This window comes from Amycolatopsis sp. NPDC114484, from assembly GCF_055633755.1.
In genome coordinates this window covers 1-26,943 of record NZ_JBVKDQ010000019.1, presented here as the reverse complement: position 1 = coordinate 26,943, position 26,943 = coordinate 1, and the positions used below count along the sequence as shown (strand labels likewise).

General features: G+C 69.0%; 26 protein-coding genes and 1 pseudogene. 12 read left to right on the top strand and 15 right to left on the bottom strand.

From position 1 onward, the window contains the following. Positions 1 to 63 precede the first annotated feature (63 nt). Both ACZ7SW_RS35045 and ACZ7SW_RS35040 read left to right on the top strand, forming a co-directional pair. Complete coding sequence (locus ACZ7SW_RS35045) at positions 64 to 960, top strand: DMT family transporter (protein WP_470234654.1); 897 nt, start codon at positions 64 to 66, stop codon at positions 958 to 960. 1 nt (position 961) lies between these two features. Next, entirely contained in the window at positions 962 to 1,537 is a 576-nt protein-coding gene (locus ACZ7SW_RS35040) for a hypothetical protein (RefSeq protein ID WP_470234653.1), read from the top strand. Here the strand turns inward: ACZ7SW_RS35040 and ACZ7SW_RS35035 are convergent. The 8 genes from ACZ7SW_RS35035 to ACZ7SW_RS35000 all read right to left on the bottom strand — a co-directional run bounded on the left by ACZ7SW_RS35035 (position 1,494) and on the right by ACZ7SW_RS35000 (position 9,985). Continuing rightward, entirely contained in the window at positions 1,494 to 2,336 is an 843-nt protein-coding gene (locus ACZ7SW_RS35035; protein WP_470234652.1) for an endo alpha-1,4 polygalactosaminidase, read from the bottom strand. The two genes, ACZ7SW_RS35040 and ACZ7SW_RS35035, sit on opposite strands and share 44 nt — an antisense overlap. Before the next feature lie 176 nt (positions 2,337 to 2,512). Further along, on the bottom strand, positions 2,513 to 3,817 hold the full coding sequence (gene melA, locus ACZ7SW_RS35030; protein WP_470234651.1) for an alpha-galactosidase: 1,305 nt from the start codon (positions 3,815 to 3,817) through the stop codon (positions 2,513 to 2,515). Continuing rightward, the gene (locus ACZ7SW_RS35025; protein ID WP_470234650.1) at positions 3,814 to 4,761 is read right to left on the bottom strand and encodes a carbohydrate kinase family protein; all 948 of its coding nucleotides are present in this window, start codon (positions 4,759 to 4,761) and stop codon (positions 3,814 to 3,816) included. Before ACZ7SW_RS35025 ends, melA begins: the two co-directional genes overlap by 4 nt. 25 nt (positions 4,762 to 4,786) lie before the next feature. Beyond that, the gene (locus ACZ7SW_RS35020; protein ID WP_470234649.1) at positions 4,787 to 5,674 is read right to left on the bottom strand and encodes a carbohydrate ABC transporter permease; all 888 of its coding nucleotides are present in this window, start codon (positions 5,672 to 5,674) and stop codon (positions 4,787 to 4,789) included. Then, positions 5,671 to 6,591 (bottom strand): carbohydrate ABC transporter permease, encoded by a 921-nt coding sequence (locus ACZ7SW_RS35015; protein ID WP_470234648.1) that lies wholly within the window; start codon positions 6,589 to 6,591, stop codon positions 5,671 to 5,673. Before ACZ7SW_RS35015 ends, ACZ7SW_RS35020 begins: the two co-directional genes overlap by 4 nt. 10 nt (positions 6,592 to 6,601) lie before the next feature. Further along, positions 6,602 to 7,879, bottom strand: coding sequence for an ABC transporter substrate-binding protein (locus tag ACZ7SW_RS35010; RefSeq protein ID WP_470234647.1), 1,278 nt, complete (start codon positions 7,877 to 7,879; stop codon positions 6,602 to 6,604). 59 nt (positions 7,880 to 7,938) lie between these two features. Then, a complete protein-coding gene (locus ACZ7SW_RS35005; RefSeq protein WP_470234646.1) occupies positions 7,939 to 9,120 on the bottom strand; it encodes a Gfo/Idh/MocA family protein in 1,182 nt (393 codons plus the stop codon). Positions 9,121 to 9,196: 76 nt separating this feature from the next. Beyond that, positions 9,197 to 9,985, bottom strand: coding sequence for a DeoR/GlpR family DNA-binding transcription regulator (locus ACZ7SW_RS35000; protein WP_470234645.1), 789 nt, complete (start codon positions 9,983 to 9,985; stop codon positions 9,197 to 9,199). Positions 9,986 to 10,218: 233 nt separating this feature from the next. On the opposite strand from ACZ7SW_RS35000, the gene ACZ7SW_RS34995 reads away from it, so the two are divergent. The 3 genes from ACZ7SW_RS34995 to ACZ7SW_RS34985 are packed head-to-tail and all read left to right on the top strand — an operon-like array spanning position 10,219 to position 12,766. Then, the gene (locus ACZ7SW_RS34995; RefSeq protein WP_470234752.1) at positions 10,219 to 11,046 is read left to right on the top strand and encodes an SIS domain-containing protein; all 828 of its coding nucleotides are present in this window, start codon (positions 10,219 to 10,221) and stop codon (positions 11,044 to 11,046) included. Beyond that, positions 11,046 to 11,933, top strand: a complete 888-nt coding sequence (locus ACZ7SW_RS34990; RefSeq protein WP_470234644.1) for a 1-phosphofructokinase family hexose kinase — start codon at positions 11,046 to 11,048, stop codon at positions 11,931 to 11,933. The genes ACZ7SW_RS34995 and ACZ7SW_RS34990 overlap by 1 nt, the downstream gene beginning before the upstream one ends. Continuing rightward, positions 11,930 to 12,766: a class II fructose-bisphosphate aldolase gene (locus tag ACZ7SW_RS34985; RefSeq protein ID WP_470234643.1), complete on the top strand. Its 837-nt coding sequence runs from the start codon at positions 11,930 to 11,932 to the stop codon at positions 12,764 to 12,766. Before ACZ7SW_RS34990 ends, ACZ7SW_RS34985 begins: the two co-directional genes overlap by 4 nt. Positions 12,767 to 12,983: 217 nt before the next feature. On the opposite strand, the pseudogene ACZ7SW_RS34980 reads toward ACZ7SW_RS34985, so the two are convergent. After that, a pseudogene (locus ACZ7SW_RS34980) lies at positions 12,984 to 13,427 on the bottom strand (DUF6461 domain-containing protein); the annotation flags it as partial. Positions 13,428 to 13,539: 112 nt separating this feature from the next. Between ACZ7SW_RS34980 and ACZ7SW_RS34975 the strand changes: the two are divergent. Continuing rightward, on the top strand, positions 13,540 to 14,751 hold the full coding sequence (locus tag ACZ7SW_RS34975) for an amidohydrolase family protein (RefSeq protein WP_470234642.1): 1,212 nt from the start codon (positions 13,540 to 13,542) through the stop codon (positions 14,749 to 14,751). Positions 14,752 to 15,499: 748 nt separating this feature from the next. Here the strand turns inward: ACZ7SW_RS34975 and ACZ7SW_RS34970 are convergent. Beyond that, positions 15,500 to 16,156: a GntR family transcriptional regulator gene (locus tag ACZ7SW_RS34970; RefSeq protein ID WP_470234641.1), complete on the bottom strand. Its 657-nt coding sequence runs from the start codon at positions 16,154 to 16,156 to the stop codon at positions 15,500 to 15,502. A 138-nt stretch (positions 16,157 to 16,294) separates the two neighbouring features. Here ACZ7SW_RS34970 and ACZ7SW_RS34965 point away from each other — a divergent pair, with 138 nt between their 5' ends. Next, on the top strand, positions 16,295 to 17,761 hold the full coding sequence (locus tag ACZ7SW_RS34965; RefSeq protein ID WP_470234640.1) for a chlorohydrolase family protein: 1,467 nt from the start codon (positions 16,295 to 16,297) through the stop codon (positions 17,759 to 17,761). Between the two features lie 12 nt (positions 17,762 to 17,773). Here ACZ7SW_RS34965 and ACZ7SW_RS34960 read toward each other — a convergent pair whose 3' ends face one another. The 4 genes from ACZ7SW_RS34960 to ACZ7SW_RS34945 form a co-directional block, all read right to left on the bottom strand. Next, on the bottom strand, positions 17,774 to 18,934 hold the full coding sequence (locus ACZ7SW_RS34960; RefSeq protein ID WP_470234639.1) for an amidohydrolase: 1,161 nt from the start codon (positions 18,932 to 18,934) through the stop codon (positions 17,774 to 17,776). Beyond that, positions 18,931 to 20,385, bottom strand: coding sequence for a sodium:solute symporter family protein (locus tag ACZ7SW_RS34955; RefSeq protein WP_470234638.1), 1,455 nt, complete (start codon positions 20,383 to 20,385; stop codon positions 18,931 to 18,933). The genes ACZ7SW_RS34960 and ACZ7SW_RS34955 overlap by 4 nt, the downstream gene beginning before the upstream one ends. Next, positions 20,382 to 20,597, bottom strand: a complete 216-nt coding sequence (locus ACZ7SW_RS34950; RefSeq protein WP_370937857.1) for a hypothetical protein — start codon at positions 20,595 to 20,597, stop codon at positions 20,382 to 20,384. The genes ACZ7SW_RS34955 and ACZ7SW_RS34950 overlap by 4 nt, the downstream gene beginning before the upstream one ends. Positions 20,598 to 21,157: 560 nt before the next feature. Beyond that, complete coding sequence (locus ACZ7SW_RS34945; protein ID WP_470234637.1) at positions 21,158 to 21,772, bottom strand: TetR/AcrR family transcriptional regulator; 615 nt, start codon at positions 21,770 to 21,772, stop codon at positions 21,158 to 21,160. Between the two features lie 101 nt (positions 21,773 to 21,873). On the opposite strand from ACZ7SW_RS34945, the gene ACZ7SW_RS34940 reads away from it, so the two are divergent. The 4 genes from ACZ7SW_RS34940 (at position 21,874) to ACZ7SW_RS34925 (ending at position 25,300) form a co-directional block, all read left to right on the top strand. Next, positions 21,874 to 22,659 carry an SDR family NAD(P)-dependent oxidoreductase gene (locus ACZ7SW_RS34940; RefSeq protein WP_470234636.1) on the top strand — a complete coding sequence of 262 codons (786 nt, stop codon included), beginning with the start codon at positions 21,874 to 21,876 and terminating at the stop codon, positions 22,657 to 22,659. 88 nt (positions 22,660 to 22,747) lie between these two features. Continuing rightward, entirely contained in the window at positions 22,748 to 23,656 is a 909-nt protein-coding gene (locus ACZ7SW_RS34935) for an NAD-dependent epimerase/dehydratase family protein (RefSeq protein ID WP_470234635.1), read from the top strand. A 50-nt stretch (positions 23,657 to 23,706) separates the two neighbouring features. Further along, on the top strand, positions 23,707 to 24,351 hold the full coding sequence (locus ACZ7SW_RS34930) for a GntR family transcriptional regulator (protein ID WP_470234634.1): 645 nt from the start codon (positions 23,707 to 23,709) through the stop codon (positions 24,349 to 24,351). A gap of 820 nt (positions 24,352 to 25,171) precedes the next feature. Then, positions 25,172 to 25,300: a hypothetical protein gene (locus tag ACZ7SW_RS34925; RefSeq protein WP_470234633.1), complete on the top strand. Its 129-nt coding sequence runs from the start codon at positions 25,172 to 25,174 to the stop codon at positions 25,298 to 25,300. Positions 25,301 to 25,346: 46 nt separating this feature from the next. Here the strand turns inward: ACZ7SW_RS34925 and ACZ7SW_RS34920 are convergent, their stop codons facing one another. Continuing rightward, positions 25,347 to 25,580: a hypothetical protein gene (locus ACZ7SW_RS34920; RefSeq protein ID WP_470234632.1), complete on the bottom strand. Its 234-nt coding sequence runs from the start codon at positions 25,578 to 25,580 to the stop codon at positions 25,347 to 25,349. 192 nt (positions 25,581 to 25,772) lie between these two features. On the opposite strand from ACZ7SW_RS34920, the gene ACZ7SW_RS34915 reads away from it, so the two are divergent. Further along, complete coding sequence (locus tag ACZ7SW_RS34915; protein ID WP_470234631.1) at positions 25,773 to 26,783, top strand: alpha/beta fold hydrolase; 1,011 nt, start codon at positions 25,773 to 25,775, stop codon at positions 26,781 to 26,783. Positions 26,784 to 26,943 lie beyond the last annotated feature (160 nt).

Here is a 26,943-nt window from a genome sequence, read left to right as displayed (position 1 = left end):
TCTTAACGGAGGTACAGAACTAATCGCTTGTGCTGTACATAAGGGCGAGGTGACGATGGCCAGGTGACTGATCTCGTGGAAACCGTCCAGCCCGCCGGCAAGTCCGACTTCGGCAAGATCGCGGCCGCCGCGGGGCTCGCCGTGGTGCTGTGGGCCTCGTCGTTCGTCGCCATCCGCAGCGTGGGGCACGCGCTGTCCCCGGCGCCCCTGGCACTACTGCGGCTCGCCGTCGCGGCCGTGACGCTCACCGTGTTCGCCGTGGCCAAGGGCGCGGTTCGCGTCCGGCTGTCCCGCAAGGCATTCCTGCTCGTCGCGGCCTACGCCGTGCTGTGGCTGGCCGCGTACACGGTCGTCCTCAACGCGGGGGAGCGGCACGTCGACGCCGGGACCGCGGCGTTGCTGGTGAACCTCGCGCCGCTGATGGTCGCCGTCGCGGCCGGGAAGTTCCTCGGCGAGGGCTTCTCGCGCTCGCTCGTCATCGGCTCGCTCGTCGCGCTGGGCGGGGCCGCGCTGATCGCGACCGGAGCCACCGGGAGCAACGACTGGGCTGGCGTCCTGCTGTGCTTGCTGGCCGCCGTGCTCTACGCCGCCGGAGTCATGGTCCAGAAGGTCACGCTGCGGCACGTCGACGGGTTGAACGCGATCTGGCTCGGCTGTGTCGTCGGGACCGTGGTGCTGCTGCCGTGGACACCGCAGCTGATCAACGAACTGCAGGTGGCTCCCACCGGCGCGGTGCTCGGCAGTGTCTACTTGGGAGTGTTTCCCACCGCGGTCGGGTTCACCGCGTGGGCGTACGCGCTGCGTCGCACGGACGCCGGTCGCCTGACGATGGTGAGCTACGCCGTCCCGGCGATGGCGGTGCTGCTGTCGTGGCTGCTGCTCGCCGAAGCCCCGACGGCGTACGGACTCGTTGGCGGTGCGCTTTGCCTGGCTGGCGTGGCGATCTCGCGCCGTCGATAGCATGGCGAACCGCGGGTCGGCGGGCACCCGGCGGAACTGTTCGAGTTCTTCCGGCCGCACACCGTCCGCGGCCAGCTTCGCCGAATTCGCGGCCAGCAACCGGACTTCCGGCCCGCCGCCCGGCCCGTTCGACGTCGCTGCCCGCCCGTTCGAGCAGATCCAGGATCCGGCCTTGCACGGAACCGAAAACCGTCGCGCTCTCCTCGTCGAGCGCGGCGAGCACGGTCTGCCCGCGCGGCTCGATCTCCTCGAGGATCAGACAGCCGCGGGGCAGGTCGGCGAGCAGCCGGGGGTCGAGGGCGTGGCCAGCACGTGCCCGTCCGGTCCGGACTGCTCGGCCAGCCACCTCGCGCTCGACCCGCCGCCCGATCTCCCAGCAGGACCGTCCGTTGCCGACCCCGAGATTCCCCAGGTGCCGGACGCTGGCTTCGAGGGCGGACATCCGGGCGCTCGCGTTGTCGAACGGGTACTCGGCGTCCGCTCCGCCGCCCTGCCAGCACCGCCGCGCGAGTGCTGGCAGGGCGACGGAAGCCTCAGCAGGCTTCGCGGACGTAGGCGGAATCGCCCTTCGGCGTGACGTCCCGGTCGCGGCGGACGACGCTGAGCGTGGCGCCCCACTTGGCACACGCGTTGCGCAGGCCGTCCTCGGAGTATTCGATGACGATCACGCGGTTGTCGAAATACTGGGTGTACTCCGCGCAATTGTCCTGCTCGCCGCATTCCTCGGCGACCGCGAAGTCCAGGCCGTTCGCGACCCGCGACGAAGCGAGTTCCGAGGTGTTCTTCTGGCCGATCGCGAGGCCTTTCCCGTGCGCGCGCTCGGAAAGCAGCTTGACGAGGTCCTGGGCGTTCCGCGCGCTGAGCAGGCCCTGGGACCGGGTGAAGCTGTCGTAGTTGTCCGGCTCGATGGCCTGGTAGCCCTTGCCCGCGCACTCGTCGATCCACGTGCCGACCTTGTCCGCGATCCGGCCCCGCTTGTCCGCGGTGCGCAGGTCGAGCAGCGCCTCGTTCCAGTCGGGATCCATGACGACCTTGCCGTCGCCGTCGCGCAGAACCAGGTCGCCCCAATCCTTTTCGGCGCCGGGCTGGGCCTGGAAAGCGTTGACGTAGCAGATGTTGTACAGTCCGGCGGCCGCCGGCGCGCTGTGGTCGCGGCTGACGACCTGGACGCCCGCCGGCGGCTGGTACGGGCCGCCGATCTGGTAGTCGAACCCGGCGTGCGGGGTCGGCAAGGGGACGTCGGTGACCTGGCTGTGCGGCGAGGGAAGCGGCGCGCTTTCCGCGGTGCCGCTGGCCCCGAGCGCGCACGCCGAGCTGCCGATCAGCAGGGCGGCGGCCGCGGTTGCGCGAGAAATCCGACCAGGAAGCGAATGCATCCGGTGACTCCAGCGATGGTGAGTACGGCCCCGCCTCGGAGGTTCCGAAGACATCCTGGCGACTGGGTCCGGGCTCGCGGTCAATCCGCATTACCGGCTGGGCGTACTTCTGGCGCCTGCCCGTCCGGCAGGCACCAGAAGTTTAGCGGATCACCGCGCCGCGCCGTCAAGAGTCGTTAGCTGCCCAGGGTTTCCCGCAATCCGGGCTGCAGCGCTTCGCCGTGCGCGAGCACCATTTCGTCGCACAGTTCCCAGATGCGTTCGACCGGAAGCGCGGCCGCGGTGGCGGGATCGGTCATCGCCGCGTGGCGGATGTGCCGGGGATCGTTCTCGACCGCCGCGCGCACCACGAGTTCGGTGGTGCTCAGGTAGGTGCGGTTGAGCGCGGCGAGCTGCGGCGGCAGGGGAGCGACCCGCGTGGGACGGATGCCGGTGGCGTCGGCGAGACACGGCACCTCGACGGCTCCGGTCGCCGGGAGATTCGGGATCAGCCCGCGATTGAGCACATTGCCGTAAACGGTGCGCGGCGTGCCGGTGACGACACTGTGGATGATCTGCGGCGCGTATTCGTTGGTGCCTTCGACGGTGAGCGGTTCGTCGCGTTCGATCGCCAGGCGGGTGCGTTCGTATTCGGCCTCGTTCTCCGCCACGACGTCCAGATACGCGCCGATCGGCAGCCGCAGCCGTTCGATTTCGCCGGCGTGGCCGAGATACCACGGCACGTATTCGGAGGAATGCTCGCTGGTTTCGGTGGGGTAGTAGCCGAGCCGCCGGAACATGTCGAACCGCACGCGCCGCCGCAGCTGCGGGTCCTCGGCGAGTTCGGCGAGCCGCGGGTACAGGTCCGCGCCCTGGTGTTCCAGGCGCAGGATCCACGCCTGGTGGTTGATGCCCGCGGCGTGGTAGGTGACCTCGGACAGCGGCACTTCCAGCAGGGCGGCCAGGTCGTGCACGGTCCAGTAAACCGAATGGCACAGGCCGACGACGCGGTCCGAGCCGAGCGTCTCGGACAGGTACTGCACGTTCATCGCCATCGGGTTCGTGTAGTTCAGCAGCCACGCCTGCGGGCACACCTGCGCGATGTCCTCGCCGAGTTCGCGCAGGAACGGGAAAGTGCGCAGGGCGCGGAAGATCCCGCCGACACCGAGCGTGTCGCCGATGGTCTGCTTCACGCCGAAGCGAGCGGGGATGTCGAAGTCGACGCGGGTCGCCTCGCCCATTCCGATTTGGACCATGTTGATGACGAAGTCCGCGCCCTCAAGGGCTTCGCGGCGGTCCGCGTGCGCGGTGAGGACGGGCTTGGCCCCGCGGGCTTCGGCGATGCGACCGGCCGCCGCGTGTGCGGTGCTCAGGCGTTCCGGGTCGATGTCGTGCAGCGCGACGTGCACCTCGGCCAGTTCGGGATAGGCGAACAGGTCCGCGAGCAGGCCCTGGGTGAACACGACGCTGCCGGCGCCGATGAAGGTGATCTTGGTGGTCATGCGCTTTCCGTTTCAGTGGTTTCGGCGAGATTGAGTTCGTTCCAGGTCGGTTGGCCGTCGATCCCGCCGCGCGCGAGCGTCGAACGGCCGCCGCCGGTGACCCCCGCCCGCAGCGCGTCGGACAGCGGCAGGCCGCGCAGCGTCGCGGCGAGGAACGCGGCGTTGAAGCTGTCGCCGGCACCGACGGTGTCGAGCGGGGTGATCGGGGACGCGGGAACCGTGACGGTTTCGCTGCGGTGATGGGCGATCGCACCGTCGGCGCCGTTCTTGACGACGACGGTCGGCCCCTGTGCGGCGAGGTGTGCCGCGGCGCCGAGGAGGCTGGATTTTCCGGACAACTGCAGGGCTTCGGCGGCGTTGGGGAGAAGGAAGTCGGTCTCCTGAAGTACCAGCGGGATGCCGCTGGGATCCCACTGCCGCGCCGGATCGTCGTTGGTGTCCAGTGAGGTTGTCGCGCCGTGGGAGCGGGCGGTGCGGAACAGTTCCGGCAGCCCGGCGGCCAGCTTGGGCATCAGGAAGTACGACGAGGCGTGCACATGGCGGCTGTTCGCCAGCAACTCAGCGGGGACGTCGGCGGCCGACACCGCGTCCAGCACTCCGGAGCTGGTGATGATGGCGCGGCTGTCGTCGCGCGTCAGGATCGCGGTGAGCGGAGTCGGCAGCGTCGGATCCACCGTGAGGGCCCGCGTGTCGACGCCGCGTTCGGCGAGGATGTCGCGGACGAACCGGCCGGCGGCGTCGTCGCCGATCCGCCCGGCGAAGGCGACCTTCAGCCCCAGCCGGGCGGCCCCGGCGGCGGTGATCGCGGCGGACCCGCCGAGCGTGAGCAAGCCGTGGCCGACGAGGTTCTCCCGTTGCCGGAAGTCGAGCTCCTCGGTCAGCGGCCTGAGGACGACGTCGGGGTTGACGTCGCCGAGCACGAGCAGGTCGAAGTGGTGCGGCATGCGTGGTTCCTCTGGATGACTCGGTTCAGCCTTTGAGACCGCTGGAGGTGATGGACTGGATGAACGTCTTCTGCGCGCCCAGGAACGCCAGCAGCACCGGCAGCACTGTGATGACGTTCCCGGCCATCACCGCCGCCCAGTTCGTGTGGTGCTGTCCCTGGAAGGTGGTCAGGCCGAGCTGCAGGGTGTACTGGGTGTCGTGGTTGATCGCGATCAACGGCCAGGTCAGGTCGTTCCAGGTGCTCAGGAAGGTGAGCACGGCGACGGTGCTCAACGCGGGCCGCGACAGCGGGAGCACGATCCGGACCAGCACCCGCAGCCGCGAGCAGCCGTCGATCCAGGCCGCTTCCTCCAGTTCGCGCGGCAGCGACAGGAAGAACTGCCGCAGCAGGAACACCGCGAACGGCGTGACCAGCGACGGCACGATCAACGCGCCGAGCGAGTCGATCAGGCCGAGCTTCTTCATCACCAGGAACGTCGGGATCATGGTGAGCTGGAAGGGCACCGCCATGGTCGCCATCATCAGCCCGAGCATCACCTTCGAACCGCGGAACCGCATGCGCGCGAACGCGTAGCCGCCGAGCGAGCCGAAGACGAGATTGGCCGCCACGGTCACGACCGACACGATCAGCGAGTTGGAGAACCACCGCAGGAACAGCGCGTTCTCCAGCACATACCGGTAGCCGGAGAAGTCGATCCCGGACGGCCACAGCGACGGCGGGAACCGGTTGATCTCCGCGTTGCTCATCACCGAACTGAGCAGCAGCCACACCAGCGGTGCCGCGAACAGCAGCGCGAGCGGGGCCAGCAGCAGATGCCACGGGCTGAACGGAAGCCGCCAGCGCCGGGGCTGACGCATCACCTCGGGTAGTTGAGATGCGGAAACCGGGGCGACGTGCGCGCGCGTCGTCATCGAACCTCCTTGTTGCGACGCAGCAATCGGACGCCCAGCCCGAGCGCCAGCAGCACCACGGCGAGCACGTACGCGGCGGCGGCGCCGTATCCGGCGGTGAAGTTCTGGAAGGCCTGCTGCCAGATGAAGTAGACGATCACCGTGGTCGAGCCGAGCGGCCCGCCTTTGGTGGTGACGTAGGTCAGGTCGAACACCTGGAGCGATTGGATCAGCTGCCACAGCGTCAGGAACGTGGTCACCGGCAGCACGGCGGGCAGGGTGACGTGCCGGAGGATCCGGAACGGGCCGGCGCCGTCCAGCCGAGCGGCTTCGATCAGAGACGGCGGCACGTCCTGCAGCGCGGCCAGGAACACCACCATGCAGAATCCGGTGCCGCTCCACAGCGTGATGGCGACCAGGATCAGCAGCGCCTGCGACGGGTCGGTCAGAAACCCTTGCGGGCTAAGGCCGATCCGGTGCAGCAGCGAGTTGGCGACGCCGAATTCGGGGTCGAGGATGAACGAGAACAGGACGCCTTGCGCGGTGGCCGACAGCACGAACGGAACGAACATCAACGTCCGGTACGCGCCGATGAAGCGCACCCGCCGGTTCAGCGCGAGCGCCAGCGCGAGGCCGAGCACGATGCTCAGCGGGACGTATAACGCCGTGTACAGCAGCGTGTTGCCGACGGCTTGGCCGAAGTGCGGGTCCTGCGCGAGTGCCGCGTAGTTGTCGACGCCGACGAACCGGGACGGGGTGACGAGGTCGTCGGCCTGGAACGACAGGATCAGCGACCACACCACCGGCACCAGGCCGAGGCCGATGATGACGACGACCGAGGGACTCAGGTAAGCCCAGGCGGCGGCGGTCTCGCGGCGGCGCCGGGTCTTCGCCGCGGCGGCCGGAGCGACGGTGATCGGGCCGGGATGTACGGACATGAGCGGGGTCCTAACGGGGGATGACGAGGGCGGCGTCGGCCGCGGAGGCGCAGTCGCGCATGGCGTCGGCGGGGGTCGCGCGCCCGAGCAGCACGGAGACGATCGCGGCGGCGACGGCCTGCGAAACCTGCGGGTAGGCGGGGTGGTTGGCGCGGACGTGCGAGTTCTCGAGCGACTTGACGAACACCGAAAGACCCGCGGTGTCCTGGGTTTTGCGCTGCCAGTCGGGAAGGCGCTGCGATTGCGCGCTCAGCGGGAGGCTGCCGGCGCCCACGTCCCAGACGACGTCCTGGCTGGGGGCGGTCAGCCACCGCAGGAACGTTTTGGTCGCGGCGAGGCGCCGGTCGCCGTTGTCGAACACCGTCCAGGTGTCCGGTCCGGAGATGGTGATCGGCTTGCCGGTGAAAGTGGGCAGCGGGACGATCTGGTAGTCGATTCCGGCGTCGACGATGTCGGGCAGCTGCCACGGACCGGTCGGCACCATCGCGATCCGCCCGGAGGCGAAGGCCTGGTACATCTGCTCGGAGCCGGGTTTCGGGTCGATGTAGACACTGCGGTCGGCGGACAGCTGCCGGATCACTTCGAGCGCTCGCACCCCGCTGTCGGCGAAGCCGATGCTGCGGCCGTCCTGGCCGACGATGGTGCCGCCGAGGTCCCAGATCATCGGCCACAGCCGCCAGACCGTGTCCTCGTCGCCCGCGCCGGGCCAGGCGGTGCCGAACTGCCCCTGGTCGCGGTTGGTCAGTTTCTTCGCGGCGGCCACGAAATCCGGCCATCGCCAGGAGTCGTCCGGCAGCGGGACGCCGTGCTCCTGGAACAGTTTCTTGTTGCAGGCGACCGCGAGCGAGTCGAGCATCGCGGGCACCGCGCGGACGCGCTCGTTCACGGTGACCGCTTCGAGCGCGGGCCTCCAGAACTGGCCGTGCACGACGTCGTCCATGTCGGCCACTTGCGGGCTGCGGGCGATGCTCGCGAGGTCGGAGCCGAAGATGTACGCGATGTCGGGATAGGAGCCGGACGCGAGCGCCGCGGTCACCTTCTGCAGCATGGCGTCGGCGAGCACCCCGCCGCCGAGGTCGATCCGGATGTCCGGGTGCTCGCGCTGGAACGCGGCGACCAGTTGCTTGAGGACTTTGAGGCCGGTGTCGCTCTGGCCGTGCCACATTTCGACGGTGACCGGTCCGGACGTGGCGGCGGGGGCCTCGGCGCAGGCCGCGGCGGCGGGCACCAGTGCCATGGCCGCCGCGCCGCGGAGAAACCCGCGCCGGGTCAGGGTTCGCACGCGCATGGGATTTCTTTTCCTTCCCTCGCGCTAGCGGCGCGGGCGGGGACGGCGGGAGGGCGAGGTCATCTGCGGTTTCCTTCCGGCGGGGAGAAATGGGCGGCTACCGTTTCGGGGAGGGGCGGAATGTCGAGCGGGACGGAGCCGGAACGCAGGGATTGCGTGGCGAGCGCGCCCGCCGCCACGGCCTCGCGGGCGGCGATCGGCGAAATTTCCGGCGGATCGCCGTGTATTGCGTAGCGCAGGAATTCTTTCATGGTAAGGAGATCCGCGTCCTCGTGTCCGGATGCGACACCGTCGATCGGGTGTTCGCGGTCTCCGTCCAGCGACCATCCGCGGCGGCGGTTCCATACTTTCACCACGCCGCCACCGGTGTCGCCGAAGTTCTCCGCGCGGCCCTCGGTGCCGATCACGGTGTAGTTGCGCCAGTAATCGGGCGTGAAATGACACTGTTCGTAGCTGGCGAGCACACCGTTGTCGAGTCGCATGTGGACCATCGAGAGGTCTTCGACGTCGACGACCGGGTTGAGGCCGGTTTGCGCGGCAGGGGGCCAATTGTCGAAGGAGAACCAGTCGTCGGCCAGCCGGTCGCCCTGGCCGCTCCGGTCGGTGATCTCGCCGTAGACGGCCAGGTCGCCCATCGCGGTGACGCGGCGGGTGAAACCGCCGGCGAGGTAGTGGATGACGTCGAGGTCGTGGCTGGCTTTCTGCAGCAGCAGCGAATTCACGCGGCTGCGGTCGGCGTGCCAGTCCTTGAAGTAGTAGTCGCCGCCGTTGCCGACGAAATGACGGCACCACACGGTTTTCACCTCGCCGATTTCGCCGCGGTTCACGACATCGCGCAGCGTGCGGACGACGGCCGCGTGCCGGAAGTTGTGTCCGATGTAGAGCGGGGTGCCGGTCTCCTGCGCGACGGCGAGAACCGTGTCGGCGTCGGGAAGCGTGGTGGCCAGCGGCTTTTCGAGGTACACAGCCACTCCGGCGCGGAGCAGGTCGACGGCGATCTCGGCGTGCGTCCAGTCCGGCGAGGTGACAATCGCGGCGTCGACCAGGTTCGCGAGCTCCCGGTGTCCGGCCACGATGTCGACGGCGCCGAACATCTCGCGCGCTCGCGCCCGGCCGCGCTCGTCGGGATCCGCCGCGGCGACGATCTCCGCCGCGATCCCGGATCCCGCCACGTGCCGAGCGATTCCGGCCCGCAGGCCGACTCCGGCCACCCCGACCCGCAGCACCCCGCGGTTCACCACGTCGCCACCTCACTTCTGCGTGATATTGATCTGCATGATGGCAAATCAATCAGAAATGTGCAACGGGCAGGTCTGCTCATCCGGCGACGACGAGCTCCACGGAGGCGGCGGCCAGGTCGGCGGTGAACGAGGCGGGCGCCTCGGCGTCGGTGACCAGGACGTCGATCGCGCCGAGCCGGCAGATGCGGGCGAACGTGGCCTTGGTCAGCTTCGTCGCGTCCGCGACGACGATCACGCGCCGCGCGACCTGGCTGAAGTGCCTGCTGACCTCGGCTTCCCCCTCGTGCAGCGTGGTCGCGCCGTACTGGGCGCTCAGGCCGTCGACGCCGAGGATGACCGTGTCGAGCGCGAAGGCCGAGAGCGCGTCCGAGACGAGCGAGCCGACCAGTTCGTAGGACTGCCGCCGGGCGACGCCGCCGGTCACGACGATCTTGACCTGCGCGCGGACGGACAGCTCGTAGGCGATGTTGAGCGCGTTGGTGACGACGGTCAGCCCGGTTTCGCCGTCGGCGCGGACGAACCGCTCGCTCTTGCCCAGCGCGCGGGCGACCTCGGTGGTCGTGGTGCCGCCGTTGATGCCGACTGTTTCCCCTGGTCGCACGAGGTTCGCGGCGCACTCGGCGATCGCGGTCTTGGCCTCGGCCTGCCGGGCGATCTTGTACTGCAGCGGCAGTTCGTAGCCGGTGCCGAGCGCGGCGGCCCCGCCGTGCGTGCGGGTGACGAGCCGCTGGTCGGCGAGGAGCGAGAGGTCCCGCCGCGCGGTCGCGGGGGAGACGTCGAGCGCGTCGCCGATCTCCGCGATCGTGACGTTGCCCCGTTCGCTCACCAATTCGAGCAGGGCGTTGAGGCGTTGCTGGGGCGTCATGCCGGGTCTCTCGTTCCTGGTCGGAGGCGGGTCGGCGCTCATCCTAGAGGCCGGTCCCGCTCGACTCGGTGATTGAATCTGCGCTATAACGCATAGACCAATCAAAAACACTCAAGTAGAGTGCCGATTGCGAGCACGCTTTCCGCCCTGGATCGAAAGGCCTCCATCCCGTGTCCTCCCTTCCGGATGCCCCCGGCTCCTTCGTGGCCGCCGAACTGGCTTCCCAGCCCGAGATGTGGCGCGCGGCAGCCGCCCTCGCCCCGTCCGCCGCCCTGCCCCGGCCGGGCGAACGAGTGGCGGTCGTCGGCTGCGGCACCAGCTGGTTCATCGCGATGAGCTACGCCGTCGCCCGCGAACGACGCGGCCACGGGAGCACCGACGCCTTCGCCGGCTCCGAATACCCGGCGTCGCGCGAATACGACCGCGTCGTGGCGATCTCCCGCTCCGGCACCACGACCGAGATCATCGACCTGCTCGCCGCCATGCCCTCGCAGCGAACCGTGCTGATCACCGCGGTCGGCGACAGTCCCGCTGCCGCGCACGCGGACGAGGTCGTCGAACTTTCCTTCGCCGACGAACAATCCGTCGTGCAAACGCGGTTCGCCACCACCGCGCTCGCCCTGCTGCGCGCCGGTCTGGGCGACGACATCGAGCAGCTCGCCACGGCTTGCACGCAGGCGTTGGCCGAACCGATCGACGACCTGCTCGACGCCGAACAGGTCACCTTCGTCGGCCGCGGCCCCGCCGTCGGCCTGGCCTGCGAAGCCGCGCTGAAAACCCGCGAGGCCGCCCAATTCTGGGCCGAGTCCTATCCCGCCATGGACTACCGCCACGGCCCGATCGCCATCGCCCAGCCAGGCCGTCTCGTCTGGTCGCTGGGCTCGCCCCCCGCCGGACTCGCGGACGACGTAGCCCGCACCGGCGCGCGATTCGTGCACCACGACCTGGACCCGCTCGCCGCGCTCGTGGTGGCGCAACGCTTCGCCGTCGCAGTGGCCGCCCGGCGCGGCCTGAACCCCGACCGTCCGCGCTCGCTGACGCGCTCGGTCATCCTCGCCTGATGATCGTCGCCGTGACGCCGAATCCGGCTATCGACGTCACCTACCGGATCGGCGCCCATGCTCCCGGCGACACCAACCGGGTGCTTGAGGTGCGACGACGGCCGGGCGGCAAGGGTGTCAACGTCGCCCGAGTGCTCGCCGCGCTGGACGTCCCGGTCCGCGCGGTGCTTCCATTGGGCGGCGATGCGGGCCGGTGGCTCGGGTCTACATTGGACGTTCCGTTCGACGCCGTCCCGATTTCCGGCGAGAACCGCACCACCGTGACGGTGACCGGGGATGGCCATCCGACTGTCTACACCGAACCCGGGCCGGAAGTGTCCGAAGTGGAATGGACGACTTTCGGCAGGCGGCTGGCTGAATGTTTGCCTGGTGCCAGGTTCCTGGTGGTCTCCGGATCCTTGCCGCGCGGTGCTTCGCCGGACCTGATCGCGGAGTGGGCCCGCATCGCCCGGCAAACCGGGGCGCGGACGCTGGTCGATGCGTCCGGCCCGGCGTTGCTGGCTGCGGCGCGGGCCGGTGCTGTGGTGAAGCCGAATCGGGCTGAGCTGCTCGACGCGACGTCTGCTGCCGATGAAGCTTCCGGTGCGGCGACGCTTGTCCGCCGTGGCGCGGAGTTGGTCGTCGTTTCGTGCGGGGCGGACGGTATCGCTGCCTACACCCCGGGTGGTGTCTTCACCGTCCCGGCCATCCCCGGCGTGCACGGCAACCCCACCGGTGCCGGAGACGCCGCGACCGCCGGACTGGCCGCAGCCCTCGCCGCCGGTCGCCCCCTGATCGAAGCCCTCCGCACCGCCGCCGCTCTGGGTGCCGCAGCCGTCCTCCGCCCCGTCGCCGGCGAGGTCGATCTGCCCGCCTACCACCGATTCCTGAACGGAGCCCCCGCATGATCACCCGACCCGACCTGCCCCAGCTGCTGGCCGCCGCCCGCGAGCGCGGTTCCGCCGTGGGCGCGTTCAACGTGATCATGCTGGAGCACGCCGAGGCCATCGCCGAAGGCGCGCACGAAGCCGGATTGCCGGTGGTGCTGCAGATCAGCGAAAACTGCGTCCGCTATCACGGCGGCCTGGCCCCGATCACCTTGGCGTCGCTGGAAATCGCCCGCCGCGCGTCCGTCGAGGTGTTGGTGCACCTGGACCACATCGAAGACCCGGAGCTGATCCGCGAAGGCATCGCGTTGGGCGTCGACAGCGTGATGTACGACGGATCGCATCTGCCCTACGCGGAAAACCTGCGCATGACCCGCGAAATCGCCGACCTGTGCCACGACGCGGGCGTGGCAGTGGAAGCGGAACTAGGCGAGGTCGGCGGCAAGGACGGGGTACACGCCCCCGGTGCCCGCACCGACCCCGCCGAAGCGGCCGATTTCGTCGCCGCCACCGGAGTCGACGCACTGGCGGTGGCGGTGGGGACGTCCCACGCGATGGTGGAACGGACCGCTCAAGTCGATCGTTCGCTGGTGACCCGATTGCGAGATACTGTCCCGGTCCCGCTGGTATTGCACGGCTCGTCCGGACTGTCCGATGAGGAACTGCGCGGGGCCGTGGTGAGCGGGATGACGAAGGTTAATATCTCAACGCACCTGAATGGTCTGTTCACGCGGTCGGTGCGGCAGTTCCTGGAGGAACAGCCGGAGGCGGTGGATCCCCGGAAGTACGTCCGGTTGGGGAGGACGGCGGTGGCGTCGGAGACCGCTCGGCTTCTCCGCCTGCTTGCCGGTTGAGCCTGGGCGGCGGATTCGGCGGCCGGTACTGGTGCATCCGGTAGGCGGTGGGGAGCGGTCCGGTGACCGTTTCCGGAGACAGGTTGAAGCCGAGGCGTCTGCTCAGGATCGCCATCATCGCGACCACGCAGTCCCCGATCGGCATGATCGGGCTGAAATCGAGGAGGCCCGCAGCGAACATCTCCTCGTCGAACAGGTGCGGATAGCGCGCTCCGCGAGTGTCGTACGGTGCGCCGCACTCGAGGGCGAAGACGTATTCGCCGTGCGAGAGGTAGCTGAATACCGCGGGTTCGCCTTCGTTCGCGGCGACGAAGACGACCTCGGTGTCACGGGCCAGGTGGCTCGAGATGCTGTCGACATGGGTTTTCTGCTGGAAGTACTCGATCGCGACTGTCCATTCGCCGGACTCGGCGACGCGAATCCACTGCGGCCCGTCGTCGAACGCGGCCGTCTGCAGCACGGGGTCGGTCAGCGCTTCGCGCGCGGTCATCGTCCGCGCCGAGTCTGGATCGAGGTCGAACGTCCGGAACACCTCTGCCGGGCTCATCTCGCGCACGAAGGTCAGAGCGCCGCCGTCGAGGACTACGCCAGCGGGGGAGGCCAGCCAAGTCCAGCCCGGATCCAGCCGGTACCGGTCGTCCACTGGCGATTTCTCGGTCATCGGCATTCCTCCGGCGGCGGGCTTCGCCGATGAGCTTATGCGGAGGACGCGGTTCGGCGAGACCTTGTACTCTTGGTATACCAAAGCGCTCCCGCTGAGAAAGGTGCTCTCCGTGTTGATCCGTGACGTCCGTCCCTGGGGCGGTCAGCGCAGCGACGTCGAGGTGGCCGGCGACCGGATCGCCGCGGTCCGGCCGCATGATCCGGCGGCCGCGCCTGGGCCGGACGTGGTCGAGGGGCGCGGGCGGTTGCTGTTCCCGTCGTTCAGCGACGTGCACGTCCACCTCGACTCGACGCGGATCGGGCTGCCGTTCCGGCCGCACACCGGGGCGCCGGGGGTGTGGGCGATGATGCTGAACGACCGCGAGAACTGGCGGAACGCCGAAGTCCCGCTGCCCGAACGCGTCGCGGGCACGCTGGAGCGGATGATCGCGAACGGAACCACTCGCGTGCGCACCTACGCGCAGGTCGACGTGGACTGTCAGCTCGAGAAGCTCGACGCTGTGCTGGCGGCCAAGGAGCGGTTCGCCGCGCACGCCGACGTCGAGGTGATGGCGTTTCCGCAGGCCGGGATCCTGCGCGAGCCCGGCACGGTGGACGTGCTGGAGGCGTCGCTGCGTTCGGGGGCGTCGGTCGTCGGCGGGATTGATCCGTGTTCGCTGGACAAGGATCCCAAGGGGCACTTGGACGTCGTGTTCGGGCTGGCCGAGAAGTACGGCGTCGAGGTGGACATCCACCTGCACGAGCCGGGGCATCTCGGCGTGTTCTCGACCGACCTGGTGATCGAGCGGGTCCGCGCGCTGGACATGCGCGGCAAGGTGACGATGTCGCACGCGTACGAGCTGGGGTCGGTTTCGGAGGCGGTGAGCCGTCGTCTCATCGACACGTTCGCGGAGCTGGACATCGCGATGGCGACCGTCGCGCCGTCTGTCGACCGGCAGTTGTCGCTCGCGGACCTGACGACCGCGGGCGTGCGCGTCGGACTGGGGGAGGACGGCCAGCGGGACTACTGGAGCCCGTACGGCAACTGCGACCTCCTCGACCGTACCTGGCAGCTGGCCTTCACCCACGGTTTCCGCCGCGACGAACTGATCGAGATGGCGCTGGCGGTCGCGACGATGGGCGGCGCGTCGATCATGAGCCACGACGTCCCGCGGCTGGCAGGCATCGCCGACCGGCCCGGGGTGGGGGTCGGCGACCGTGCGGACCTGGTCCTGGTGGACGGCGAGACCCCGACGAGCGCGGTGATGGACCGTGGCAAGGACCGCACGGTGCTGCACGACGGCGTCGTAGTGGCGGACGGCCTGGCGGTCGTCGACCTCTGACGCGGCGGGGTCGGGGAGCTTGCTGGGCTGGTGCCAACGCCTAGGCCTCGTGAGATCTCACGGGGAGGGTGTGGCGCTGCACCTGAGATCTCAATGGTGCGGGTTGGTGTGGAGGCTTCGGCCCTGCGAGATCTCGTGGGGGCGAGTGTGGTGCCGCTCTTAGTATCTCAATGGCGGGGTTGGTGCGGAAAACTTGGCTCTGCGAGATCTCGTCGGGCGAGCGTGGCGTTGCCCCTGGGATCTCAACGCCGCGGACCGGTGCCAACGCCTGGGCCTCGTGAGATCTCACGTGGCAGGCGTGGTGCCGCACCTGAGATCTCAACCCTTCAGCCTGATGCGGACTCCTCGGTTCCGCGGAGATCTCGCGGGCGTGGGCGCAGTGCCGATCGTGAGATCTCACCGCTGCGGACTCGTACCGGCCCCCGGTCCCCGAAGATCTCGGAGGCGGAGGCGCGGTGCCACCCCTGAGATCTCAATGCTGCCGGACTGGATGGCGTTGAGATCTCACCAGTGCCGGACTGTCCGCAATGGAGCGCGACTGATATCCCACCGGCACCGGTTGATCGAATCGCGATGGGACTCGGGATATCGCGGCCAGCCCAGCCGCAAACCCGGCAGCTCCTGAGATCTCACCAACCGGGGAATCCCCGCGCAGCAGCGTCGGGACCCCGGCAGAGTGCGCTGCCGCCCCACCACGCCGCGATATCCCGCGACTCGTCAAACAGCGAGATGCCACGAACGAAGCGGCTCACCCCGCCGAACCGGCTTCCCCCGCCGGATGCCGACGCGCCGCCTCGCTAGTGCCCGTCGCGAGGTGGGCCAGCACCAGCCGTTCCACCCGCTCGACATCCCGGTCCACGATCGCCTCGTACAGAAGCTCATGCTCCGCCGCCATGGCTTCCAGGTCGTCATGCTGGCCGAGCAGCCATCGCATCCGGCTGCGCAGCGTCCGTTCCAGTTCGCCGAGCAGTTCGTTCGCCGACAGCGACGTCACGACCTCGTGGAAATCCGCGGCGGCGCGGCGAGCCGAAACCGCGTCGCCGGCTCGGGCGGCGCGCAGTTCCGTATCGAGGACCTCCCGCAGCCGGGCCAGGCCCTCGCGCGTGCGGCGCTGCGCGGCGAGCCGGAAAGTGAGCCCCTCGAAGGCCGTGCGCACCTCGTTCAGGTCCGCGACATCCGACGCGGTGAACTCCCGCACCACCGACCACGAGCGCGGCCGCGGCGTCACCAGGCCTTCGTTTCCCAGCGCGCGCAACGCATCCCGCACCGGCACCCGGCTCACGCCCATCTCCGCGGCCAGATCCCGCTCGACGAGCTTGCTGCCGGGAGCGCGCGTGCCGTCGAGGATCTCGTTTCGCAGCCGCTCCGTCACGCGCTCCGATTCCGAGGCGAAACCCGGCTCCATCCGATCCCCTCCCGCCGCCGTCACCGACAGTATCGGCGAACCTTCTCCCAGGTTCCCGGAAAAACCCGCCCCGGGCAAGGTCTGGCCGCCAGGTTCCGCCTTTTGGTATACCTAAATGCACCGAGCGGAAGGAACCCGATGCGTACTCGCTGGCGTGCGCGCCATGTGCTTGCCCATCAGAACGGGCGGCACGCCTTGCTGGAAAACGGCGAGGTCGTCTGGGAGGACGACGTCGTCACCTACGTCGGCCCGCGGTATGCCGGAACGACTGATCTGGACGTCGACCTCGGCGAATCGCTCGTCCTCCCGGGTCTGATCGACCTCGACGCACTGACCGATGTCGACCATCTCGTCCTCGATTCCTGGGCCACCGCGGACCGTGCGACCGGGCTGCAGTGGTCCGAGGACTACTTCACGCACCGCCGCCGCGACGTCTTCACTCCGGAAGAACGGCAGACCATTCGCGAGTACGCGCTCGTTCAACTGGCGCTGCACGGCATCACGACGTTCATGCCGATCGCGTCGGAGGTCCATTCTTCGTGGGCCGAGCCGTACGAGGAACTCGTCGCCATGGCGGACTTCTCGCGGAACCTCGGACTGCGCGGATATCTGGGCCCTGCTTACCGTTCCGGCGTCAATGTGGCCACTGTGGACGGTACGCGCACCGTGGCCTTCGCCGAGTCCCGCGGCGAGGAGGGGCTGGCCGACGCGCTGCGATTTCTCGACCACGTAACGGAATTAGCGGATCCGCTCGTCAACGGCGTTCTGTTGCCGTGCCGCATCGAAACCCTCACCGAAGACCTCATGCGCGCCACCGCCGACGCGGCGCGCCACCGCGACGTCCTGGTGCGGCTCCATTGCCTGCAAGGCGTGCTGGAGCGGGAACTGATCTTGGACCGTTACGGCGTAACGCCGCTGGAAATGCTCAACCGCACCGGTCTGCTCGGCGACCGGCTGCTGATCCCGCACGGCCAGGTCCTCGACCGCCACCCCGACGTCTACGGCGAGGACCGCGGCGATGTCGCGACGCTCGCCGCGTCCGGGGTGTCGGTCATCCATTGCCCGCTCACCTCGTTCCGCTACGGCCACGCCCTGCGCTCCTTCCGCGACTACCGCGAAGCGGGCCTGAACCTGTGTCTGGGCACGGATTCCTTCCCTCCGGACCTGGTGCGTGGCATGGATGTCGGCGTGCACCTGGCGAAGGTGATGGACGACCGCGCCGACGCGGCTCCGGCTGAGTGGTACGTCGAAGCCGCGACGCTCGGCGGCGCCCGCGCGCTCCGCCGCGACGACCTCGGCAAGCTGGCTCCGGGCGCGCAGGCGGATCTCGTCGCGTTCCACGTCGGCGACCTCCGCGACGGTGTGCGGGACGATCCGATCCGCGCGTTCCTGCTCAGCGGAACCGCCCGTCAGGCAACGCATTCCGTCGTCGCGGGTCGACCAGTGCTGGTGGACGGGCACGTTCCCGGCGTCGACGAGCAGGACCTCCGCCGCCGCGCGCAGGCGTTGTTCGAGAAGATGCGTGCCGCGTATCCTGAGCGGGACGTCGAACGCCGGGAGGCGGGGGAGTTGTTCCCTCCGACCTTCCCGGCGTTCCAGGAATAGCGGCGGGCGGGGCTATCGCCGCGAGACGACAGCCCCGCCCTTCACCACGAGCCGCCGCGGAGGATGGGACACGACGGCTTCGGCCGGGTACACGGCGTCTACCAAGAAGAAATCAGCGTGGTCGCCGATCTGCAAACCGTAATCCTTGAGGCGCAATGCTTTCGCGCCGCCGTACGTCGCCGCGTGCAGCGCGATTTCGATCTCCGGGTCGGTTCGGAACGAGCTGCGGTACGCCAGGTGCATCGTGCGCGTCAGCATGTCCCCGTCGCCGTACGGTCCCCACAGGTCGCGGATGCCGTCGTTGCCGCACGCGACGTTCGCTCCCGCTGCCCGCATTTTGGCCAGCGGCGGCACCGGCCGGTCGTACACCGCCGCGGTGGTGAGCGTGATCTGCTGCTCCGCGAGGCCTTCGAGCAGCCGGTCCTGCTGCGCGTCCGGGATGCCGCAGATGCCGAACGCGTGGCCGATCGCGACCTTCCCGGCGAGGCCGAGCGCCTTCGTCCGCTCGATGACGAGCTCGATTTCCCAGGCCCCGAGCGGACCTTCGTCGTGCAGGTGCAGGTCGACGCCGCAGCCGTGCCGCGCGGCGATGTCGAAGATCGCGTCCAGGTGCCCGCGCGGATCGCGGTCGTAGCCCGCCGGGTCGATGCCGCCGACGTTCTCCACGCCGGACGCCACGGCCCGCTCCAGCAGCTCCAGCGTGCCGGGCCGGGTGAGCAGGCCGCCCTGGGGGAAGGCGACCTGCTCGACGGTGACCTGGCCGCGATGCCGCGCCGCCGCCTCCCGCACCGCCTCGATGCCGGACAGTCCCAGTTCGGGGTCGACATCGGTGTGCGCGCGGACGAATGAAGTGCCGTTCGCGATCATCGCGTCGAGCAGCGCGGCGGCGGGTCCGGGCGAGGGGAGCCCGAATTCCTTGCGGCGGCGCTGTTCGTTCGAGATCCGGTCGGCGAGGACGGAACCCGAGGTGTTCGGCACCCAGGGGAGGCCCCACAGGGTCTTGTCGAGGTGACAGTGGGCGTCGACGAGGCCGGGCAGCAGCAACGCGCCTCCGCCGTCCTCGACGGGAACATCTGCTTCGGTGGGCCCGAATCCGGCGATCCGGCCGTCGCGCACCAGCACGTCTGTCGGATCGCCGCCGCCGGGCCGGACGTTGCGCAGCAACAGGTTCACGCGACACCCTCCACGGCTTCGGCGCGGACGGTCGGCTCACGCCGCTCGGAGGTGGCGAGGCTGACGCCGACGGTGAGCACGACGTTGACGATGATCGCGAGCAGGCCGGGATTGAGGCCCCACAACGTGTTCTTCGAGGCGAGGACCGTCCACGCGACGATCGCGACGCCGACCACGAGCCCGGTCGCCGCGCCCGCCTTGGTCAGCCGCCGCCACACCAGCCCCAGCACGATCGCCGGGAAGAACTGGGACACGCCGTTCTGGCCGGTCAGCAGCAGGTTCACCAGGAGCGCGGGCTGGAAGATCGCGAACAGCAGCGCCACCGCGGTCACCACGACGACCAGGCCGCGCGACAGCCGGAACACGCCCAGTTCGGAGGTTTTCGGCCGCAGCACGCCTTGGTAGACGTTGCGGGCCAGCAGTGTCGCGGACTGCAGGAGCAGCAGGCTGATCGGTACGATCGCGGCCAGCGCGCCCGCACCGCCGACAAGGCCGACCACCCACGACGGCATGGTCTTCACGGTCAGCGAAAGCAGCGCGCCGTTGGTGGCGCTGCCCTTCAGACCCGGCACGACCAGCACCGCGGCGAAGCCGACGAACAGCGTCAGCGCGATCAGGATCTGGTACAGGGGAAGGTAAATCGCGTTGCGGCGAATCGTCTGCTCGGACTTCGCGGTGTACATCGCGGCCAGTGCGTGAGGGAACATGAAGAACGCCGCGCTCGTGACGAGCAGGGTCGACATCATCCACGGCACGCCGAGCGGGCTGCCCGGCGCCGGTACGCCGAGGAAGCCGGGGTGCTGCGTCTGCACGGTGTCGATGAGATGCCCGAAGCCGCCGAAGTAGTGCACCGGAATCGCGATGCCGACGACCAGCACGGTGCCGATCAGCAGGATGTCCTTGAGCACCGACACCCACGCGGCGGCCTTCATCCCGGACGCGTAGACGAACACCGCGATCAGCACGACCGCCAGCACCATGCTGGTGACCCGGTTGATGCCGGTCGTGGTCTCGACGATCTGGCCGAGCCCGAGCAGCTGCGCCTCGATGTAGGGGATCATGAACGCCACGCCGACGATCGCGGTCAGCGCGCCGAACCACGGGCTGCGGAACCGGTGGGTGAAGAAATCCGCTTGTGTGACGAGGTTGTGCTTCTTCGCGTACCTCCACAATGGAGGGAGGAAGAAGTAGGACAGGACGAAGGCGCACGTGCCGTAGCCGGCGATGTAGAACGCCGCGCCGCCGTTGGCGTAGGCGAACCCGGAGGCGCCGAGATAGGTGAAGGTCGAGTAGGTCTCGCCCGCGGCGAGCACCCAGAACAGCAGCGTCCCGTACGACCGTCCGGCGACCGTCCACTGTTCGAGGTTCATCTGCTTCCGGCCGCGCGCGGCGAGTCCGATGACCACCGCCAGTGCCACCACGGCCAGCGCTACCACCGCGCCCGCGTTCATCGCTGCTCCTGCTCGGTTTCGGCGGCGCCCGGGCGCCGGATGCGGTCGGCGACGCCGAGGAAGACGGGCGTGAGGGCCACCCAGAGGAGGATCCAGAACCCGATCTCGGGGAGGAACCAGATCCGGCCGTCGCCGCTGAACCAGGGCAGGCCGCCGATCATCGCCACGTAGGGGGTGAAGGCCACCGCGGCCACCACTGCGGAACGCTTCATCGCGCACACCCTTCGTCGTTTGGTATACCATAAGCGCGGCTGGTGGCGGGTTGTCAAGGGTGCGGGCGGGAACGATGCGGGCCCGCGACCGTTCCAGATCGTCGGGTGGGCGGTTGGTTCAGGGCAGTGAAAGCGATCTGGTGAGGATCTGGGTGCGGGCTCTTGGTTGTTTGTCCGATTTGGACGCTGTCGGCCGGGCTGTGGTTGGCTGAGTCACACTTTGGTAGACCGGATGCTGCGCGTTCGGTCCGGGCAAAACTGGTCGCGGCGTTGAGTGCGACCGCGATCGTCGACTGGCGCTCAGGGCGAGTTGTCCCGGCGGCCCCTTGCGGCAGAGCGACGCCGGAGTTCCTGACGCAAGGAGTGTGGTCGCGCCGGATGCGGTCGCCGGGGATCGAATGCCGCGCGACATCCCACGGCCAGGCGTCGACTAGGCCCGCTCGTCCGCGAACCGAAGCGAGCGGCATTGGCCGGCGGAGAGCGGGCGCACGCCGATCGGGCGCACAAGCCTCCGGAATCCATTCGTATGCCGAGCTTGCACCGGGGTAGAGAGCGGAAGTTCAGCGGCTCCGTGCGACGTCGAGCCCGCCGGACAGCCCGCGGAAACACCGGACCGCCAGCTCGACCGGTGCCGCCTTCTCATCGGTCCCGGCCCACATCTCCAGCGAAATCCGGATCGCGTCCGTCGCCGCGGCCGCGACCAGATGCACGGTCACCTCGTCCGTCTCCGGCGCCAGCTTCGCCAGCACCGGCCGCAGCCGGGTTTCGGATTCGCCGTTCACCCGGTGCCACACGGCCGCCAGCGCCGAATCGTCCCCGCTCGCGGCCCGCAGCAGGCCGCGCGTCCAGGTGAACTCCTGGGTGGCGTCGGCGGCGGAGATCGTCTTGTGGATCGCGTCTTCGACCGCCTTCAGCAACGGCGTGCCTTTGGGCGTCGACGCGAGGTGCTCGCGCCACGAGTCGGCGCCGACGACCAGCAGTGGTGCGACCGCGTCCTCTTTGGTGCGGAAGTAGCGGTAGAAGGTGCGCGGCGCGACGCCTGCCGCCGCGGCGATCGCTTCCGCGGTCGTCCCCTGTGCGCCATGCTCGGTGAACAGGCGCGCTGCGGCGCGAGCGATGTCGAGTTGCGTCGCCGCTTTGCGCCGTTCGGTCAGGGTCGGGGTCTTTCCGCTCACCACGGCCACGCTACCCGATTGCTGCCAATGGTGCCTATCTCGCCAGAGTGGCACAGTCTGCCATCTAGGCGTAAAGTGACGGCAGAGGAAAGGAGCGGGCCATGAACCGTTACGAAGGACGCCGCGTACTGGTCACCGGAGCGGGCTCGGGCATCGGGCAGGCGACGGTCCTGCGGATGCTGGCCGAAGGCGGGCGCGTCGTCGCCGCTGACGTGAGCGAAGCGGGCCTGGAAGACACCGTCGAGAAGGCCGGCGACGCGGCGGACCGGCTGGGCACTGTGGTCGTGAACGTCGCCGACGAAGCGTCGGTCAAGGCTGGGGTCGCGTCGGCGGTCGAGCAGCTCGGCGGGCTGGACGCGGTAGTCAACGCCGCGGGCATCCTGCGGTCGGCGCACACCCACGAGATGCCGGTGGAGGCGTTCGAGCAGGTGCTGCGCGTCAACCTGGTCGGCACGTTCCTGGTGATCCGCGAGTCGATCCCGGCGCTGCGCGAGGGTTCCGCGCCCGCGGTGGTGAACTTCAGTTCGACGTCCGCGATGTTCGCGCACCCGTACATGGCGGCGTACGCGGCGAGCAAGGGCGGCATCCAGTCGATGACGCACGCGCTCGCGTCCGAATACGCGAAGGACGGCATCCGGTTCACCGCCGTCCAGCCCGGTTCGATCTCGTCCGGCATGACCGACGGCAGCGGAAAGAGCAAGCAGAGCGTCGGCCCCGGCTTCCCCGAGGACGCCGATTTCACTCTGCTCGGCAAGCTGCTTCCCGCGCTGGGCCAGGGGTTCGCCGGTCCGGAGACAGTCGCGTCGGTCGTCGCGATGCTCGCCAGCGAGGACGCGGCGTTCATCACCGGCACCGAGGTCCGCATCGACGGCGGCACGCACTTCTGATGCGCGATTTGTTCAAGAACCGGCGGGAGGCCGGGCCGTAGCGTCGCGGCATGACAAAGTTCTCGACCACACGCTGCGAGGTGCCGCGGTGATCCTCGTGACCGGCGGGCTCGGCATGATCGGCGCGCACACAGCCCGGGCGCTCGCCGATCTCGGGCACGACGTGCTCGTCACCGGGCACCGGCGGACGGACGTCCCGTCGTTCCTCGCGGGCCGCGTCGCCGTGGAAACGCTCGACGTGACCGACCGGGACGCCTTCCTCGCGCTCGGCGACCGCTACGACATCACCGCGATCGTCCACCTGGCGGGCAGCATCCCGGGCGACGACCCGGTCGCGTTCTTCCGGACGGACCTGGCCGGTCTGACCAACGCCCTGGACGCGGCCCGGACGTGGCGGGTGCGCCGGTTCGCCGTCGCGAGCAGCCTCGGCGTGTACCTCGGACGCGACGAGCCTTCCTGGCACGAGGATCTTCCGTTGCCGACCGCGGATCTGCCGCATCTGATCGTGGCGTTCAAGAAGGCCGTCGAACCGCTGACGACGCACAGCCTGCAGGGGAGCGGTGTCGAGCCGGTGGTGCTGCGGATCGGGACCGTGTGGGGCCCGCTCGTGGACCCGGAATCGCCGTTCTTCCCGATTCCGTCATATCTCAACGCGGGCCTGTGCGGGGTCACGCCGCGCTCGCTGGTCGCCGACGAGGGGTTCGACTGCTGCTACGCACCGGACGCGGGCCGCGCGATCGCGTTGCTGATGACGAAGCCTTCACTGAGATATCAGACGTACAACGTGTCGAGCGGACAGCCGGTGACGAACCGGGAGTTCGCGGAGGCGCTGGCGGAGCTGGTCCCGGGGCTTCCGGATCAGCTCCAGTCCGGCGGAGAGACCGGGCCGTATCTGGATATTTCGCGGCTCAAGGAGGAAACCGGCTTCGCGCCGGAGTTCGACGTGCGGGCGGCGGTGGCGGATTACGCGGCGTGGCGGAAGGAGAATCCTCGCTGAGCAGCACCGGCCACAGTGGACGGTCCGGGCGGTGGTGCGAGAATGGCCGGATGGCAGCGGAACAGGGCGTCGAATCCGAGACCGACCGGGTCGTCCGGCAGCTCCGGGACGAGATCCTGGACGGGGTGCGCAAACCGGGCAGCAAGCTGGTCGAACGGGATCTCGCCGCGGACCTGGGCGTGAGCCGGGTTCCGGTGCGGGACGCGCTGAAGGCGCTGGTGGCCGAAGGCCTGGTCACGCCGCGGCCCCGGACATGGGCAGTGGTGCGGGAGTTCACCGCGAGCGATATCGCGGACCTGCAGGAAGTCCGCGCGGCGCTGGAAGTCCTGACGTTCAAGCTCGCCGCGACCCGCCATTCGCGCGCCGGGCTGGATCAGCTCCGTGCCGCGCTGGACGAGGAAACAGCCGCTGCCGCCGCCGGAGACGCGGTCACCGCGCACCGCGCGGCGGCAGACTTCCACGAGGCCGTGACGGCGATGGCGGGGAACGAACTGCTGAACGAACTGGAGCTGACGCTGCGCAGCCGGATGCGATGGCTGCTGGGGCAGCATGACGATCTGGAGCGGGTGGCGGGGGAGCACCGGGAGCTGTACGAGGCGATCGCCCGGCGGGATGTGGATACCGTGGAAGCGTTGTTGATGGAGCACATGGAGAGCGGACGGCATTTGCGCGGGCTGGGGCGCGGCGAGGACTGAGCGCTGGCAGCCGATTGACCGGAAGAGCAAGTCTCTCGGCCGGGACCGCCTGCAGAGCGGCCGGGCGCTGGGTCTGTTGTCGGGAGCGTTCCCTCTGGCCTGCCTCAGATCGACCGCCAGGTTTCCGCGTTTGGGCGCAGCTGTCAGAAGAGTTCGTTAGCCTGGCTGCGGGTCAGCCGCCCGCGGTCTGCCGACATCGGCCCACCAGGCGTAGCCCAGTTCCACGAACTGTTCCATCAGGTTTGGAAACTGCGGATGGAGCCGCCACGGCTTGGTAGCGACTTCGAGTTCCTGCCTCGGGGTGTATCGGATGGGCCGGACTGAGGATCCGCTGACCCTCCACCGGACGGGGCTGGCTGCCTGCGTTCGGCCGCTCGATGAGCTGTTGCTAGCGCACGGTGTCCCCGGAGGAATGCAAGAAGGCGGATAGCCTGACCCGTTCCAAACAGCAGTTGGAATCCGCCTGCGCCAAGGGGAAACCGCGCTTCACTCAAGACCTCCGGCCAAACGACTCCGAAGCTGCCACGAAGGGCGCCGAAAAGGTTGTCGGCCCGGTCTCACGCCTGCCGGGGCGACTTCCTCGCCGGCCTGGTCCTCGTCGCCGCGCAGCCGGGCAGCCGCAACACGAACTTTCCCGACTGACTAAAGACGCCTTCGCCCGCACAACGCTGTTGAGCGCCACCACCTTGCGCGAGGCCCGCGACGGCCGGGCGCTGCTGTCCGCCGTGCCCGATCCGTCGCCAGGCGCGGACTGCTCACGCCGGATCCGGCTGGCTGGCGACCTGCCGAGCCCCTCGGGCCCGCGAGCGGTCCGCGCCCGGTGCCCGGTTACGCGGCGCTGGGGGAGGAGCAGCAGCGGTTGTGCCGGGGCGAGGTGCCCGCTTCTGATTCGGGAGCGTCCTGCCGCCACGTGGAAGCGGCGGGTTCGGTGCTGGCCGCGGCCGGGTGAGAAGTGGTTTCCCCGGTTTTTCCGGCCGGGGAAACCGCTTCCCGGCTCAGTTCGTGTGCGAGATTTCGATGTAGTGCTTGCCGTTCATGGGAATGCACTCGGCACCGTCCACTGTGGGGTCCGGCGGCAGGGCGCGCAGGGCGCGGACGCAGTCGTCCGGGGTTTCGTAAGGCCCTTTGTGCTCGAGGTGGCTGGCGAACGCGGTGCCGCTGAGCAGCAGAGAACCGCCGGTGGCGGCGACGCAGACAGCGGCTGTGGCCCAGAATTTCCGCATGGTCATTTCGAGCGATCCCTCCGGTAGCGGCGATCGTGCCGACCGCCTCACCGCCATCCCTACCCGCCGGGATTTGCGCCGAACCGGTTCTTGCCTGTTCGGCTAGAAGGAATTGATCGATCGGGCACGGGCGCAACCCCTTGCCGGAACGGCAAGTTTCCGTGCCATCGACGGGGCGGGCTGGCGAAACTGGGCCACATGATCACCGCATCCCGGCTGGTGCCGCGCTCTGTCACGGCGCTTGCTCTGTCCCTCTTGCTCACGATCGGCACCGTGGCCTGTTCCGCCCCTGCTGCCGCTCCTCCTGCCGCTTCTTATGCCGTCGCCACTCAGGACGATCCCGCGTTCCAGAGCACCTTCCGGCACGAATTCGCCGACGTCGACGGCGTCCGCATGCACTACGTCACCGGCGGGAAGGGAAGCCCGGTCGTGCTGATCCACGGCTGGCCGCAGACCTGGTACGGCTGGTGGCCGGTGATGCCCGCGCTGGCGAAACACCACACCGTCTACGCGATCGACCTTCCCGGGCTGGGCGACAGCACCGGCACCCCGAGCGGATACGACAAAGCCACACTGGCGCGGTACGTGCACACCCTGATCGCCGAGCGGCTGAAGATCCGGGACGCGGCCGTCGTCGGGCACGATTTCGGTGCTGCGGTGGCATTCCAGTACGCCAGCCAGTTCCCCGGTGACACTTCCCGGCTCGGTTATTTCGACCTTCCGCTGCCTGGGCCCGCGATCAATGCCGCCACTTACCGGACGTTGAGCTGGCACATCGCCTTCCATTCCCAGCGGCGGGTTCCGGAAGCTGTTGTCGGGGATGATGTCCGCGAGTATCTCGCGCTGTTCTACCCCCAGGTTTCCTTTGGCGGGACAGCGTTCGGGGGCACCTCGGACAAGTCTCCGTTCACCGACGCCGAAGTCAACGAGTACACCCGGACTTACCGTCAGCCCTCGGTTCTGTCTGGCGGTTTCGAGCTTTACCGAGCGCTGGACAAGGATGTCCGCGACACGGTGGCCGCGGCGCCGGTGAAGGTGCCGACGTTGCTTCTGACCGCCCAGGGCCAGCTTGATGCCATCCGGGCCACCGTGGCTCCGCGGGTGACCGACATCGTCCAGGCGGCGGATGTGCCGCATGCGGGGCATTGGCTGGTTGAGGAGAATCCGCAGTTCGTGAGCGGGGAGCTGGAGCGCTTCCTGAACCGCTAGCCGTGCTGCTTGCGGCGGTATATCAGCATGGCGAAGGCGTATGCGAGGACGAGGACGCTGATACACTAGTGTCCTGCGCCTGAAATTCGTTGGCAATATCGTGCGAGTGAATCGATGATCTCTTCGGCGGTCTTGGTCCACACGAACGGCTTGGGGTTCT